Source organism: Mesorhizobium sp. M1273 (genome assembly GCF_040318195.1).
Taxonomy (GTDB): domain Bacteria; phylum Pseudomonadota; class Alphaproteobacteria; order Rhizobiales; family Rhizobiaceae; genus Mesorhizobium.
In genome coordinates this window covers 19,750-34,493 of record NZ_JAMYLV010000039.1, presented here as the reverse complement: position 1 = coordinate 34,493, position 14,744 = coordinate 19,750, and the positions used below count along the sequence as shown (strand labels likewise).

The following is a 14,744-nucleotide window of genomic DNA, read 5'->3' as shown; positions in this document are numbered from 1 at the left end:
CGGACATGGCCAGGGAGAAACTAGCAAAAGAAGCGATCCGCGCCGAACTTGCCGGCCTCGACGGCTGGTCGCTGGCCAAGGATGGCGGCTCGATCACCCGCAGCTTCACCTTCAAGAATTTCTCCGAAGCCTTTGCCTTCATGACCCGCGTCGCCCTGGCCGCGGAGAAGATGGACCACCATCCCGACTGGTCGAACGTCTACAAGACGGTAAACGTGACCCTCAACACGCACGACGCCGGCGGCCTGACCGCGCTGGATTTCGATCTGGCCAGGAAAATGAACCGCTATTTCGGCGGCTGAGCCTGTCTGCACCTTGCAGCGAGGTTCGGCTTTCACCACATTTTGCCTCGCGGTCACGCGTGAAGTCACGCGACGGCCGCAAGGAGGGGTTGATGGCGCAAAAATCCGGTTTTGATTTCTTTGGCCTCGGGAGCAAGCCGGGCAACGAGAGCGAAGTGCGCGAAAAGTTCTGGCGTACGGCGAAGAAGGCCGCCCGGCAGATCCCGTTCATGGAAGAGGTGGTCGCCGCCTATTACTGTGCCATGGACAAGAAGACGCCGCTTCGCGCCAAGGGCACCTTGCTTGCTGCGCTCGGCTATTTCGTGCTGCCGACGGACGTCATCCCCGATTTCATCCTTGGGCTAGGCTTCACCGACGACATCGCCGTGCTGACCGCCGCGATTACCGCCGTCAGCGCCCACATCACGCCGGCGCACCGGCTCGCCGCCAGGCAGGCCATCGCCGACAAGAGCTGAGCCGGTGCGGCGCAAAAAATCGCGTGAGAAGCGACTTTCCGGCCGTCAAACCCACCGCCGCACCCGCGCCTTGTAGGCGCGATAGACATCTCCGAACTTCCGCTCGAGGTAGCGCTCTTCCGGCGCGATGACGCCGGTATTGATCACCCACAGCAGGGGGACGACGAGCGCGATAGCCCAAAGACTTCCGGCCGCGACGCCGAGGCCCAAATAGATGAGGGTCGCTCCCAGATAGAACGGGTTCCTGGTCCGCCGATAGATACCGTCGACGACCAGCGCCGTCGTTGGCAAGGTCGGTGGTATGTTGGTTCCAGCGGCCTGAAAGCGGCCCGCTGCCATAAAGATGAACACGAAGCCGCACACCGCGAGCACGGCGCCGGTCAGATAGCGGGCGAGCGCCTGCCCGGCCATGACCGGGAGCGGCACGAGCACCTCGAGCACGGTTGCCGCCACCAGGAAGCCGAGGAAGATCAAAGGTGGCAGCGCAATGACCCCGGCCACGTCGGGGGCGCCCGATCCGCCCGCCGCCTCCCCGCCATCCGACCGGGGCACCGCGCCACCGGCCGCCACGCGGACGGCGACACGAACGCCGAACACGATCGCCAGGACGACTGTGCCGCCCGCCAGGATCAGAACTGTCTCGGAAATGACCATGGCCAAATCTCCCGCAAGCCGCCAGGGAGGGTACCCTGGCCGAGCGCCGTGGCGGCGAACGCAGACATGGTACCGCCTGCAGGGAAATTCGTCACGTACCTCAGAAAAGCGGAATCGCCGCAAGACCTAGCTGCTTGAAAAGTCAAACTCTTGCCGTTTTCGTGGCCTCCAAGTCGCGGCAGGGACATTGCGCCAGCCGCTTTTTCGAGCGGCAGCGCGAAGACGGCGGCGGTTTCCTGGCGTGAACATCCTTTTCTAAGGGGAAATTCACCGTTTGGTAACCCAGATTAAATCAAAATGAAGCGACGGGCAGGACGCCGAGCCGGCCTGCCGCCGCACCAGTGGAATACGGGAAAAGCGATGCGCGGATTGATTGCTATAGTTTCCAGCCTGGCCCTGGTGGCCTTGACGGCGCCCGCGCTGGCGCAGTCGGCAACCAAGATCGGCCAGCATAATGCCTGGGGCACCTACAGTTATCAGGCGTCGGGCGGCGGCAAGGTCTGCTATGTCCTGACGGTGCCAACCGACAAGCAGCCGCCGACGCTCGATCACGGCGACATGTTCTTCTTCGTCAGCCAGCGGCCGGGGCAGCAAGTGTCCTACGAGCCGCAATTCATTGCCGGCTATACCTTCCAGGAGGGTTCCAAGGCCACCGTCACCATCGACAAGAAGTCTTTCTCGATGTTCACGCGCGGCAAGTCGGCCTGGGTCGAGAACGCTGCCGAGGAGCCGGTGCTGATCGCCGCGATGAAGACCGGCACCGACATGAAGGTGTCGGCCAAGTCCGGCCGCGGCAACACCACCACCTACGTCTTCTCGCTGAAGGGCATCTCGGCGGCGCTGGCCTCGATCGCCAAGTGCAAGTAGGCGGTTAGGCGCGGTCTTCCCTTCTCCCCTTGTGGGAGAAGGTGGATCGGCGCGCAGCGCCGAGACGGAAGAGGGGTGTTGGACGGAACGCCGTCGGCGCCAAGCTGGAACACCCCTCATCCGACCGAGCTTCGCTCGGCCACCTTCTCCCACAAGGGGAGAAGGAAGAACCCCGGCATGACTCCGCCGCTAACCTGTGCTATGCGCCGCGCTTCATTTCGGGCACGATGCTGTATTCGGCCGCAAATCGCTTATATTGGCGCAACAATGACCCTTTCATTCGATCTTACCGTCGAAGGCGCGCGTGACGCGTTGCGCACCCGCACGACGCCTGAAAAACCGTCGCTGATCGGCTTGACGCGCGCCGAACTCGGGGCCGCCCTCGTCGCCGCCGGCATCGTGCCGGAGCGCCAGGCGAAAATGCGCGCCCAACAGCTCTGGCATTGGATCTATGTGCGCGGCGTTTCCGACTTCGCCGGCATGTTCAACATCTCCAAGGATCTGCGCGCCGCGCTCGACAGGCATTTCACCGTCGCCAGGCCCGAGATCGTCGAGGAGCAGATTTCCTCCGACGGAACCCGCAAATGGCTGTTCCGCTTTCCGCCGCGCGGCGCCGGCCGGCCGGTCGAGATCGAGACCGTCTACATTCCCGAAGAAGGCCGCGGCACGCTCTGCATCTCTTCGCAAGTCGGCTGCACCCTGACCTGCTCCTTCTGCCACACCGGCACGCAGAAACTGGTGCGCAACCTGACCGCCGAGGAAATCCTCGCCCAGCTCTTGACCGCCCGGGACCGGCTTGGCGATTTCCCCGACCGCGACACGCCCGACGGCGCCATCGTGCCGGCCGAGGGGCGGAAAGTGTCCAACGTCGTCATGATGGGCATGGGCGAGCCGCTCTACAATTTCGAGGCGGTGAAGAAGGCCCTGCTTATCGCATCCGACGGCGACGGGCTTTCCCTGTCGAAGAGGCGCATCACGCTCTCGACCTCAGGCGTGGTGCCCGAGATCTTCCGCACCGGTGAGGAGATCGGCGTCATGCTGGCGATCTCGCTGCACGCCACCAACGACGATCTGCGCGACCTTTTGGTGCCTATCAACAAGAAGTATCCGCTGAACGAACTGATCGCTGCCTGCCGTGCCTATCCCGGCCTGTCCAACGCCAAGCGGATCACCTTCGAATATGTCATGCTGAAGGACGTCAACGATTCGATCGAGGACGCCAAGGCGCTGGTCAAGCTGCTCAAGGGCATCCCGGCCAAGATCAATCTGATCCCGTTCAATCCGTGGCCGGGCACCAACTACCAGTGCTCGGACTGGGAGACGATCGAGAAATTCGCCGACTACATCAACAATGCCGGCTATGCCTCGCCGATCCGCACGCCCCGCGGCCGCGACATCCTCGCCGCCTGCGGCCAGCTCAAGTCGGACTCCGAGCGCATGCGCAAGGTCGACCGGCTGGCGCTGGAAGCCATGATGATCGCGGGGCATGGCGAGGCGTGAACCGCCTCGTCGCCTATCTCATCCGCTTCGCCGTCATCCTTGTCGGCTACGGCGTTGCTTCGCTGGCGGCAAGCGCCTTCCTTAACATCATGTTCCTGGCGTCTCTTGGGCTGATAACGGACGAGACGCAACCGGCGGCGCAGGCGTCGCTGTGGTTTTCAATCCCCTTCGTCGCGCTGTTCGTCGCCTATTTCGCCTTCATGCCGGCCGCCATCGCCATCCTCGTCTCCGAGATCCTTGGCCGGCGTGACTGGCTGTTCTATGCGCTGGCGGGTGCTGTGGTGGCGGCGGTCTTCCTTGGCTTCGTCCACCAGACGGCCGATGCCAATTTCGAGGTTACCAATACCAGCGTCATGCTGGCGGTGATCGGCTGCGGCATGGTCGGCGGTATTTTCTACTGGCTGAGCGCCGGGCGCTCGGCCGGAAGCTGGCGTCAGATTGGACCATGATCCCGAAAAGTGGAGGCCGGTTTTCGGAAAAGATCATGGTCAAGTAAGAATAGACCCTATTTCGCCTGGGCCGTCAGGATCTTGAGCGCGAAGGCCGAAAAAACTCCGGCAAACAGATAGTCGACGACGCGGGTCACACGCGGGCTGGATTTCATCGCGGCCGAGAATTTTTCCGCCGCCAGCACCATCGGCGCCGTCACCGGGATCGCCAGCACGACGAACATCGCGCCGAGGAAGAACAGCTTTCCCGGCGCGTCGGGATCATGCGCGGAGACGAATTGCGGCAGGAAGGTCATGAAGAACAGGATGATCTTCGGGTTGAGCAGATTGACCCCGAGCCCCGCCGCCCAGCTGCGGAACAGCGAGATCTGCGGCCCGCTCTTCTTCTCCGGTGAAAACGCCGACCCTTTTGTGATCGCCTGCCATGCCAGGAAGACCAGATAGCCGGCGCCGAAAATCTTCAGCACGAAGAACGCCATCGGCGAGGCGACGATCAGCGCCGAGACGCCGACCACCACCAGCGTGGTGTGGATCAGCGTGCCGCACAAGGCGCCGGCCATCGAGGCAAAGCCGGTGGCACGGCCCTGGCTCAGCGTGCGCGACACGAACAGCGTCATGTCAGGCCCGGGCGTGATCGCCAGGATGAAGGTGGCGATGGAGAACTGGATAAGCGTCGTACTGTCGGGGATGAAGGACATGGCTCGTCTCGTAGCGGCAAAAGACGGCGCAGCCATAGCGCAAGAGCCGTGTCCTCGCCAGCCTCTTGGAGATGAAGCATCTGGTCCAGGCATCGTTCGTCCCTTGCGCTGGCCTAAAACGCCGTGATACCTCGCCCGCGAAGAACCCCTGTCGCGGAACTGCCCACCATGTCGAAAGCAAAAGCCGTCAAGAAAGTCGTGCTCGCCTATTCCGGCGGCCTTGATACCTCGATCATCCTGAAATGGCTGCAGACCGAGCTCGGCGCCGAGGTCGTGACCTTCACCGCCGATCTCGGCCAGGGTGGCGAACTGGAGCCGGCCAGGCGCAAGGCCGAGATGATGGGCATCAAGGACATCCGCATCGTCGATGTCCGCGAGGAGTTCGTATCCGATTTCGTCTTTCCGATGTTCCGCGCCAACGCTGTCTATGAAGGCACATATCTGCTCGGCACCTCGATCGCCCGGCCACTGATCTCGAAACATCTTGTCGAGATCGCCAGGGAGACCGGCGCCGATGCGATCGCGCATGGCGCCACCGGCAAAGGCAACGACCAGGTGCGTTTCGAGCTGTCGGCCTATGCGCTCAACCCCGACATCAAGGTGATCGCGCCGTGGCGCGATTGGTCGTTCAAGTCGCGGACCGATCTCATCAACTTCGCCGAGCAGCACCAGATCCCGGTGCCGAAGGACAAGAAGGGCGATGCGCCTTTCTCGGTCGACGCTAACCTGCTGCATTCGTCTTCCGAGGGCAAGGTGCTGGAGGACCCGTGGACGGAACCGCCGGAATTCGTCCACCAGCGCACCATCTCGCCGATGGACGCGCCGGACAAGGTCACCGAGATCGAGATCGAATTCCTCAAGGGCGATCCGATCGCGCTCAACGGCAAGAAGCTGTCGCCGGCGACGATGCTGGCGGCGCTGAACGATCTCGGCCGTGACAATGGCATCGGCCGGCTCGACCTGGTCGAGAACCGTTTCGTCGGTATGAAATCGCGCGGTGTCTACGAGACCCCCGGCGGCACCATCCTGATCGCCGCCCACCGGGCGATCGAATCGATCACGCTCGACCGCGGTGCCGCCCATCTCAAGGACGAGTTCATGCCGCGCTATGCCGAGCTCATCTACAATGGCTTCTGGTTCGCGCCCGAGCGGCTGATGTTGCAGGCGATGATCGACAAGAGCCAGGAAGACGTCGAAGGCACCGTGCGGCTGAAGCTCTACAAGGGCAACGTCATGGTCAGCGGCCGCAAGTCGAGGAAGACGCTCTATTCCGACACGCTGGTCACCTTCGAGGACGACCGCGGCGCCTACGACCAGAAGGATGCAGAAGGTTTCATCCGCCTCAACGCGCTGAGGCTGCGGACACTGGCGGCGCGCAATCGCAAGGGTTGATATTCCCAACAGGCCCAATGCTTAGATGAGTTAGGAACCCGGTGAGGACACCGGGTTTTATTTGGCGTCTCTAATATAATAGAAGCCGCGATTTCAGATCGTTTCCTGTTTGACCTTTCCGTGATTTGATCTTACTTCTCGTGCGGGTCGGAGGGCTTTGACAGTGAAAAACAGACTTTTTCTTCTGCTTGCGGCGGTGGCCGTCTTTACCGCGGGTCAGTCCACGCAAGTCCCGGCGGGGCAAACATCCAAGGTCCATACTTGCAAAAGTTTTGACGGCCCCTTCCAGATTCCCGCTTCCCAGAAATGCCCGTTGAGCGGCTACGCGCAGGGTCCCAGAGTCCCGACGGTCATCGGGGACAAGCCAAAAGCGGCTACCCCGGCGCCGCGGAATTCCAAATTCCGTACCTGCAAAAGTTTTGACGGCCCCTTCCAGATTCCCATTTCCCAGAAATGCCCGTTGAGCGGCTACGTGCATTATTGAGCGTGATGTGCCCAGGCGCTTGGCCACGCTTGGAGCTGGTTTCCTGCCCGCGTTGGCTGTCCGGGCGAACTTGGCCGTCGCCAAAGCCAACGATGACCCCCCTCCCTCGACCTTCCCGCGCTGGTCGAGTGCAGGGCTGACGTTCCGACATATAGTGGTTTTGCCCTTTGGCTGACCGACCGCCCCGATGCGCCCGCAAAGCTCGGCTGGAACGACGTTTCTTCCGGCAATCCTTTCCTCAAGCAATATGAATTGCCGGCCCCGCTTCGCGTATTCGGGCGCGAAACGGCGTCCGTCGTCCTTACCGCGACCGGGCCGATGGCGGTGTTTGACGAAGTTTCCACGCCCGGGGCTTGGCCGGACTTTCGGTCGAATAGCGCAATTCCAGGAAAAGCGTGAAACGGTTTTCCGTCCGGGATTGCGTTAAAACAAAGCTCTAGACTAGGACGTAGACTCGTTACCGCGTAGCCAGATACGGACGGAGACGAGTTTGAGGGCAGCGAGGTAGTTTTCTGCCAGCTTGTCATATCGAGTTGCGATGCGACGGAACTGCTTGGCCTGGTTGAAGAAGCGTTCGACGAGGTTGCGGGCCTTGTAGAGGAAGGGGCTGAAGCACATCGGGTCCTTGCGGTTGGCCTTGGGCGGGATGTTGGCCCATGCCTTTTGCTCGGTGACGGCATTGCGCAACGCGTTGGCATCATAGCCCTTGTCGGCGAGCAGCATGGCACCCTCGGGCAAATCCTTGATAAGTCCGCTGCGTAGGCGATGTCACTCATTTGACCTGCCGTGAGCGTCAGCTTGATCGGCCTGCCTTCGGCGTCGACAAGAGCATGGATTTTGGTCGTCAGCCCGCCTCGGGAACGACCGAGACAATGATCTCGATTCCCCTTTTTGCCGTCGCACCCTGCTGATGGACGCGAACAATAGAGGTGTCGATCATCTGCACCGTGCCGTCATGGGCCTCGGTAATGGCGTCCATCAGCCGAGCCCAGACACCTGCTATCCGCCATCGAACGAAGCGGTTGTAGCCAGTGGTGCGAGGCCCGTAGCGCTCGGGCAGATCGCGCCATGGCGCACCCGATCGCAGCACCCAGAAGATGCCGTTCAGCACCCGGCGGTCGTCTACGCGCGGCACGCCTCGCGGCTTTGTTGGGCAACAGCGGCTCGATCGCCCGCCATTCGAAGTCGGTCAGATCGTATCGGCTCATGCCCTTATGAATCAGACCCCGCTCAAGTTTGGAACCAGCCAGTCGGCAAACGACCCAATGCGGACAGGACGGCTGCTCACACCTCACTTCCATGTTGGTGAGCTTCGTCCTCAACGAAAAGGTCGAGGCCCCAGCCAACACCGCAATCCGCGAGCACCCTCATCGCGGACGGCTCAAGCCAGATGCCGCACTGCTCGTCGTAGGACGTATAGAACCCGCCATAGATCGTAATCTGCTTCGGCCGCACTTCCTGCCGCAGCCGGGCGAAGGCTTCCTCCCGACCTCGCATCTGCTCGATCAGGTAGTTGACCGCATTCTCGTGCTCGGCCCCACTCCGGAGCCTTTGCCGCGGACCATCGAGGCTCCATCCATTCTTCTTGCGCGGGGAACCGTTACGCATCGGGTCGCCCTTGCGGACTATGCGTGTCGGTTCGAGGCTTAGGATCGCAGTCACCCTCTCGGGGTTCGCATCGAAGTCAGAGATCGAGAGCGAGATCATCGCCTGTCCTAGGTTCGAAAGGGCAAGGCAAGCCCTGCGCAGTTGCGAGACTCTTCATGCTCGCCTCGCGCTTCCAAACCGAGCCCAGTCGTTTTTGCGTTTCCTGTCAGTCGGCATCGATCGCCGTGGCCATGCGGGCGATGGCCTGTTGATAGACGCTCGCCGAATTCCAGCCGGCAATTGCGCCCATATTCGCCTGCGCGCTCGCGCCGGCCCGCCAACCATGACTCTTGAGGAAGTTGGCGGTGGAAGCCAACGCAGTGCTCTTGTCGCGCAGATTTTTGTTTCCGACACCATACGTCAAAACATTTCCGGGCAGGAACTGCGTGTGGCCAATCTCGCCGTGCGCGGCACCGACCGACGAGGCGCTCAACGCTCCGCGATCAACCAGCTTCAGGGCCGCAATGGCATGCGGGTAGAAGAACTCCGGACGGCGACAGTCATAGGCCAGCGTTAAAATGGCGGAGACCGTATTCTGGTTGCCCATGGCGGAACCGAAGCCGGTCTCCATGCCCCAGATGGCGAGCAACACGCCCGGCGACACGCCGTAATTCCGTTCGATCTTGTCGAACAGCGCAGCATTGGCCTTCTTCAGCGCACGGCCCCTGGCAATGATCGCGGACGCGCCACGGCGCTTCATGAAAGCTTCCACCGAGCCGCTGAAAGCCTTATGGATGGCGCGGTCGACGGAGATCGTCTTTGTCGCGTAGGTTGCGCGAGCCAGAGCGGCCAGACCCTTCGAGCCGACACCGTCGGCCTTCGCCTCCGCGGCGAACTCCGGTTTCCATGCCTCGAAGCCGGCGCCGCTCTTGCCACAGCTGGCCGCCGCCTGCGCGCCCGTCGCCAGCGCAAGCACCGCCACCACCGTGGCCACTACAAACATCTTCCCCTTGGCAAGAAATGCCATGCTGCTCTCCTGGTTGCCTGAATCACGTTCCCAATTGCGAACTTGCCTGCGAAACACCTGCTTGTCACTGCCCTGGCGCCACGCCGATGCACTCAATACAGCAGGAACCTCAAATCCACCACACTGGCGGACGCCCGGGAATTTGCCTACGATCAAGTAATTATTGTGGCGGGGACAGAATAAGCGTGGAAGACGTTGATGTCGTGATCATCGGCGGGGCGCTGAGCGGTTGTGTGCTATGCGGCGGCGGCGGCCCGGCCGCTCGCAAGCGCGCGCCACGCTGATGCAGCCCGTGGCGGAAAAGATCTTCTTCGCCGGCGAGCACTTGGCCGGTCCGCTGATGCAGACCTGCGGCGGCGCCAGATTGTCGGGCGAGGCAGTGGCCAAGGAGGTCGTCGCCCAGCTTGCGGCAAAATAGCATCTGCCGGCAGGAACGTCGGCAGCTGACAGGCGTTTGGCGTTCTCCTGCTCGTATCGTCCTCCGCATTTCGAATGATTTGAGACGCCAATGAAGCTTTTCGACTGCCCGCATTGCGGCCACCGTCTCTATTTCGAGAACGCGCAATGCCTGAACTGCGCCAGCCTCGTGCTCTACGATCCCGAGCATGCGCGCTTCGCGCTGTCCGGCGCCGAGGTCTTCTATTGCACCAATGCCGACGAATGCGCCTGCAACTGGATGGCGGAGCCCGGCCACGCCTTCTGCCGCGCCTGTGCGCTGAACCAGCTGATCCCGGATCTGTCGGTCGACGGCAACCGCCGCCGCTGGATCCGTGTCGAGGCGGCAAAGAAGCGTGCCGTCTATTCGCTGCTCGCCTTCGGCCTGCCGGTCGCACCCAAGCAGGACGTTGGCGACGAGATCGGTCTCGCTTTCGATTTTCTTGCCGATCCGATCGGCGGCGGTCCGGGCGGCGAACGTATCCTGACCGGTCATGACAACGGCCGGATCACGCTCAACGTCGCCGAAGCGGATTCGGCAGAGCGCGAACGGCGGCGCGTCGAGATGGGCGAGAACTACCGCACGCTGCTCGGCCATTTCCGCCATGAGCTCGGCCATTATTACTGGGACCGCCTGATCCGCGACGATTCGCAAAAGCTTGCCGGTTTTCGCGCTTTGTTCGGCGACGAGCGCGCCGGCTACGAACAGGCGCTGAAGACCTATTATGCCGATGGCGCGCCGCCCGACTGGCAGCAGCGCCATATCTCGACCTATGCGACGTCGCACCCATGGGAGGACTGGGCCGAGACGTGGGCGCATCACATGCACATCACGGACACGCTGGAGATGGTGCATGCCCTGAATTTCCCGCTCGGCCGGCTGGAAACCGTTGAAGCCAACGAGCTGCCGCGCGCCGATACCGGCGGCAAGTTGCAGCCGGCACCATCGGAACCCGCCGCCAGCCCAGAGCCCTTCGAAAGGATTCTCGACCGCTGGCTGGTGCTGTCGGAGGCGTCCAACTCGATCAACCGCTGCATGGGCCTGCCCGATCTCTATCCCTTCGTCATCTCGGACGTGGCGGCGCAAAAACTTGCTTTTGTTCACGAGCTTTTGACCGACCTGCCGAAAACGACTGGAACAAATCGTGAGCCGGCCGAAGCCTTTTAGCCGGAACGCATGCGGCTTTGCTTCGTTTTCCGTGCCAAGGGACTGTGAAACGGAGAGAAGACCATGAAACGCATATTGTTTCCGGCGGTGGCCGGAGCGCTCATGGCGATGTCGGGCTCTGCCTTGGCCGACACCGCCGTCTCGGCCATCACTGATCTCAATGTACGCGCCGGCCCCGGCCCGCAATATCCGGTGATCGGCGTGCTTGCGGCCGGCCAGTCGGCGACGCTCGACGGCTGCATCGCCAACAGCAAATGGTGCACCATCGCCGAGGCCAACGGCCAGGGCTGGGTCTATTCCGACTATGTGACGGCCGATTTCGGCGGCAGCCGTGTGGTCCTGACACAGCGTCCGGCCAGCGCCGACATTGCCGTCGTGACGCCGCCCGCCGATAGCGTCGAGTATTCCGACAGCTATACCGGAGCAATCGTCGCCGGCGAGGCGATCGAGCCTATCCGGAGACCGCCGGCCGAGATCCGTACCTATGTACGTACGCATCGGCTCGATCCGGTCTATCTCGAGGGTGAGGTGGTGACGGGCGCGACGTTGCCTGACACCGTCGAGCTGCGCGAGATTCCGGACTATGATTACCGTTACGTCTATGTGAACGGCCAGCCGGCACTGGTCGATCCGGGCAGCCGGCGTATCGTGTACGTCGTGCGCTGACGATACAAACAGGGCGGTCGCCCTGTAATGGCGGCCGCTCGCACTCCCGACATTGCCACAAGCCGGCATTGCCGCTGCAATACCGGTTTCCACATTGGGGCCGATGTTCTAGACCTTGCGAGCCGAAGCACCAGCCAGCGAGCCCGCGTGACGATCGACCCAACCGCCTTCCAACAGTACCGGCACACCGCCAACAACAAGACCACTTTGCCGCGGCTTCTGCTTGGAGCGGTGGTCGTCATCCTGTTCTGGCTCGGAACCACTGCCGCCGTGCTGTTCGGCGGCACCTATGCCTTTGCCGTTTGGCAGGCATCGTCTGGCACCGCCCCGCCAGGTGGGGGAGCGGTGCAGGATTTCATGGCCTCTCCTGCAGGCATCCTTGCGGCGCTGGCTTCATTTGCCGGAATCTGGCTCGGCCTTTGGGCTGCCATGCGCTGGATCCATCAAGAGAAGCTGACAGCCCTGATTGGCGTCAGCCGGCGCATTTCTTGGTCGGGGTTCCTGAAAGGACTGACCGCGGTGCTGATCACCTCGCTGCTTTCCGAGATCCTGCTTTATGGTTTGCAGCCCGACATCGCGCGCGGCGCGATCGGCCTGTCCGCGTGGCTTTTGTTCCTGATCCCGATCGCCGCCCTGACCTTTCTGCAGACCTCGTCGGAGGAGATGCTGTTTCGCGGTTATCTGCTCAGGGGCCTGGCGAGCCGGTTCCAGAACTCTTTCATCTGGGCGCTGCTGCCGGGATTGCTGTTCACCTCCCTGCACTGGAGCCCAGGTTCAAGCGCTGCCATCAATGCCTGCGTGCTGGCCTCGATCGCTGCCTTTGCGCTGCTGCTGACGCTTCTGGTCTATGCAACCGGCAATCTCGGTGCCGGCTTTGGCGCCCATCTCGGCAACAATCTGACCGGCTTCCTGCTGATTTCGCACCAGCAAAGCTATAATTCCTTCGCCCTGTTCAACGCCAAGCCGCTCGAAGCCGCGGGCTGGACGACTTCAGACGCCGTCCTCATCGCTTCGATCGGCATCGTCAGCAGCCTGTTGACCGTTCTGCTGCTTTTACATCCGCGCTCACCGCTGAAGGTCGAGCCGGATATGGCGCGCGCCGGCAGCGTGCGCTAATGTGCATTGCCTGGTCGTCCTGAGCTATTTGACGCAAAGCTTGACCAAAGCTTGACTCTGCGGCCGATTTCCTGTCTACACGCCGCGAATTCCGCGACGAGTATTCCTCCGAGCAAACCGACCGGGACGCCGAAACCTCCTTGAGGTGAAGTGCTGTAAATCGATCCCGGAGGCCAACACCCGGCAGCGCTGTGCGCCCCCGGGTGCTTTTTGGCTTTGGGCTTTGCCCGGACCGGCTTTTGCTTGGACAGTTGGCGCGAACGCATTACCTCTCGGGCATCATCCGGGTGCCACGGAAAAGGAAGAAGAATGTTTGAATCGCTACAGGAACGTCTTGGTTCGATCCTGAACGGCCTCACCGGCCGCGGCGCCTTGTCGGAGGCTGATGTCTCGGCGGCGTTGCGCGAGGTGCGCCGTGCGTTGCTCGAGGCCGACGTGGCGCTGGAAGTGGTGCGTTCCTTCACCGACAAGGTGCGCGAGAAGGCCGTCGGCGCCGCCGTGGTCAAGTCGATCAAGCCCGGCCAGATGGTCGTCAAGATCGTCCATGACGAACTGGTCGAGATGCTCGGCGCCGAGGGCGTCGCCATCGACCTCAATGCACCGGCTCCGGTCGTCATCATGATGATTGGCTTGCAGGGTTCGGGCAAGACGACGACCTCGGCCAAGATCGCCAGGCGCCTCACCGACCGTCAAAACAAGAAGGTTTTGATGGCCTCGCTCGACACGCGGCGTCCCGCCGCGCAAGAGCAGCTCCGCCAGCTCGGCGAGCAGGTCAAGGTCGCCACATTGCCGATCGTCGCCGGCCAGACGCCGGTCGATATCGCCCGCCGCGCCGTGCAGGCGGCCAAGCTCGGCGGCCATGACGTCGTCATCCTCGATACCGCCGGCCGCACCCATATCGACGAGCCGTTGATGGTCGAGATGGCCGACATCAAGAAGATGTCGTCGCCGCACGAGATCCTGCTGGTCGCCGATTCGCTGACCGGCCAGGACGCCGTCAATCTGGCGAAAAGCTTCGACGAGCGCGTCGGCATCACCGGCCTCGTGCTGACCCGCATGGACGGCGACGGCCGCGGTGGTGCGGCGCTCTCGATGCGCGCCGTCACCGGTAAGCCGATCAAGCTGATCGGCACCGGCGAAAAAATGGACGCGCTGGAGGAATTCCACCCCAAGCGCATCGCCGACCGCATCCTCGGCATGGGCGACATCGTCAGCCTCGTCGAAAAGGCGGCCGAGAACATCGACGCCGAACAGGCCGCGGCGATGGCCAGGAAGATGCAGTCGGGCAAGTTCGACCTGAACGACCTCGCCGGCCAGCTTCAGCAAATGTCGAAAATGGGTGGCATTGGTGGCATCATGGGCATGATGCCCGGCATGGGCAAGATGAAGGACCAGATGGCCGCCGCCGGGCTCGACGACAAGATGTTCGGTCGCCAGCTCGCCATCATCTCGTCGATGACCAAGGCCGAGCGTGCCAACCCCGATATTCTGAAGCACTCGCGCAAGAAGCGCATCGCCGCCGGCTCGGGTACCGACGCGGCCGAAATCAACAAACTGTTGAAGATGCATCGCGGCATGGCCGACATGATGAAGGCGATGGGCGGCAAGGGCAAAGGCGGCGGCCTGATGCGCGGCATGATGGGCGGCCTCGCTTCCAAGATGGGGCTCGGCGGCATGATGCCTGGCGGCCCAGGCGGTCCCGGAGGCGGCATGATGGGCGGCGGCATGCCGGATCTCTCCAAGATGGACCCCAAGCAGCTCGAAGCCTTGCAGAAGCAGGCGCAGGCCGCCGGGCTCGGCGGCATGAAGGGCCTGCCCGGTGGTCTTCCCGGTGGCGGTGGCCTGCCTGGGCTGCCCGGCGGCATGAAACTTCCCGGCCTGCCGGGCGGTGGCGGGCTGCCAATGCTTGGCAAGAATGGCCTCGGCAAGAAGAAGTGAGGGCGC

Annotated in this window: 15 protein-coding genes and 1 pseudogene; 11 read left to right on the top strand and 5 right to left on the bottom strand. The window is 62.6% G+C overall.

Features of this window, described 5'->3' with window-relative positions:
* Window positions 1–5 precede the first annotated feature (5 nt).
* Together NKH30_RS28255 and NKH30_RS28250 are read left to right on the top strand one after the other, a co-directional pair.
* Window positions 6–302, top strand: a complete 297-nt coding sequence (locus NKH30_RS28255) for a 4a-hydroxytetrahydrobiopterin dehydratase (protein ID WP_023679826.1) — start codon at window positions 6–8, stop codon at window positions 300–302.
* A gap of 92 nt (window positions 303–394) precedes the next feature.
* On the top strand, window positions 395–757 hold the full coding sequence (locus NKH30_RS28250) for a YkvA family protein (RefSeq protein ID WP_031212728.1): 363 nt from the start codon (window positions 395–397) through the stop codon (window positions 755–757).
* Between the two features lie 45 nt (window positions 758–802).
* Here NKH30_RS28250 and NKH30_RS28245 read toward each other — a convergent pair whose 3' ends face one another.
* Complete coding sequence (locus tag NKH30_RS28245; RefSeq protein ID WP_352770301.1) at window positions 803–1,411, bottom strand: methyltransferase family protein; 609 nt, start codon at window positions 1,409–1,411, stop codon at window positions 803–805.
* 360 nt (window positions 1,412–1,771) lie between these two features.
* Here NKH30_RS28245 and NKH30_RS28240 point away from each other — a divergent pair, with 360 nt between their 5' ends.
* From NKH30_RS28240 to NKH30_RS28230, 3 genes are all read left to right on the top strand, one after another.
* A complete protein-coding gene (locus tag NKH30_RS28240; protein WP_023721899.1) occupies window positions 1,772–2,278 on the top strand; it encodes an invasion associated locus B family protein in 507 nt (168 codons plus the stop codon).
* 267 nt (window positions 2,279–2,545) lie between these two features.
* Window positions 2,546–3,778, top strand: a complete 1,233-nt coding sequence (gene rlmN / locus NKH30_RS28235) for a dual-specificity RNA methyltransferase RlmN (RefSeq protein ID WP_352615494.1) — start codon at window positions 2,546–2,548, stop codon at window positions 3,776–3,778.
* Window positions 3,775–4,227 (top strand): hypothetical protein, encoded by a 453-nt coding sequence (locus NKH30_RS28230; RefSeq protein WP_352770304.1) that lies wholly within the window; start codon window positions 3,775–3,777, stop codon window positions 4,225–4,227. The genes rlmN and NKH30_RS28230 overlap by 4 nt, the downstream gene beginning before the upstream one ends.
* A gap of 56 nt (window positions 4,228–4,283) precedes the next feature.
* On the opposite strand, the gene NKH30_RS28225 is transcribed toward NKH30_RS28230, so the two are convergent.
* The gene (locus NKH30_RS28225) at window positions 4,284–4,925 is read right to left on the bottom strand and encodes a LysE family translocator (protein ID WP_023679833.1); all 642 of its coding nucleotides are present in this window, start codon (window positions 4,923–4,925) and stop codon (window positions 4,284–4,286) included.
* 168 nt (window positions 4,926–5,093) lie between these two features.
* On the opposite strand from NKH30_RS28225, the gene NKH30_RS28220 reads away from it, so the two are divergent.
* The gene (locus tag NKH30_RS28220) at window positions 5,094–6,317 is read left to right on the top strand and encodes an argininosuccinate synthase (protein WP_352997593.1); all 1,224 of its coding nucleotides are present in this window, start codon (window positions 5,094–5,096) and stop codon (window positions 6,315–6,317) included.
* Window positions 6,318–7,242: 925 nt separating this feature from the next.
* On the opposite strand, the pseudogene NKH30_RS28215 reads toward NKH30_RS28220, so the two are convergent.
* The 3 genes and pseudogenes from NKH30_RS28215 to NKH30_RS28205 form a co-directional block, all read right to left on the bottom strand.
* Window positions 7,243–8,009, bottom strand: a pseudogene (locus NKH30_RS28215) (IS5 family transposase).
* A 76-nt stretch (window positions 8,010–8,085) separates the two neighbouring features.
* Entirely contained in the window at window positions 8,086–8,508 is a 423-nt protein-coding gene (locus tag NKH30_RS28210; protein ID WP_352997592.1) for a DUF4279 domain-containing protein, read from the bottom strand.
* A gap of 106 nt (window positions 8,509–8,614) precedes the next feature.
* On the bottom strand, window positions 8,615–9,415 hold the full coding sequence (locus tag NKH30_RS28205) for a lytic murein transglycosylase (protein WP_352470839.1): 801 nt from the start codon (window positions 9,413–9,415) through the stop codon (window positions 8,615–8,617).
* A 238-nt stretch (window positions 9,416–9,653) separates the two neighbouring features.
* On the opposite strand from NKH30_RS28205, the gene NKH30_RS28200 reads away from it, so the two are divergent.
* The 5 genes from NKH30_RS28200 (at window position 9,654) to ffh (ending at window position 14,738) form a co-directional block, all read left to right on the top strand.
* Window positions 9,654–9,833 (top strand): hypothetical protein, encoded by a 180-nt coding sequence (locus tag NKH30_RS28200; protein WP_352997591.1) that lies wholly within the window; start codon window positions 9,654–9,656, stop codon window positions 9,831–9,833.
* Between the two features lie 90 nt (window positions 9,834–9,923).
* Window positions 9,924–11,018 carry a zinc-binding metallopeptidase family protein gene (locus tag NKH30_RS28195; RefSeq protein ID WP_352997590.1) on the top strand — a complete coding sequence of 365 codons (1,095 nt, stop codon included), beginning with the start codon at window positions 9,924–9,926 and terminating at the stop codon, window positions 11,016–11,018.
* Window positions 11,019–11,081: 63 nt separating this feature from the next.
* Window positions 11,082–11,684 carry a DUF1236 domain-containing protein gene (locus NKH30_RS28190; protein ID WP_352470842.1) on the top strand — a complete coding sequence of 201 codons (603 nt, stop codon included), beginning with the start codon at window positions 11,082–11,084 and terminating at the stop codon, window positions 11,682–11,684.
* 147 nt (window positions 11,685–11,831) lie between these two features.
* Window positions 11,832–12,800, top strand: coding sequence for a CPBP family intramembrane glutamic endopeptidase (locus NKH30_RS28185; protein ID WP_352685356.1), 969 nt, complete (start codon window positions 11,832–11,834; stop codon window positions 12,798–12,800).
* A 309-nt stretch (window positions 12,801–13,109) separates the two neighbouring features.
* Window positions 13,110–14,738 (top strand): signal recognition particle protein, encoded by a 1,629-nt coding sequence (gene ffh, locus NKH30_RS28180; RefSeq protein ID WP_352997589.1) that lies wholly within the window; start codon window positions 13,110–13,112, stop codon window positions 14,736–14,738.
* Window positions 14,739–14,744: the final 6 nt, after the last annotated feature.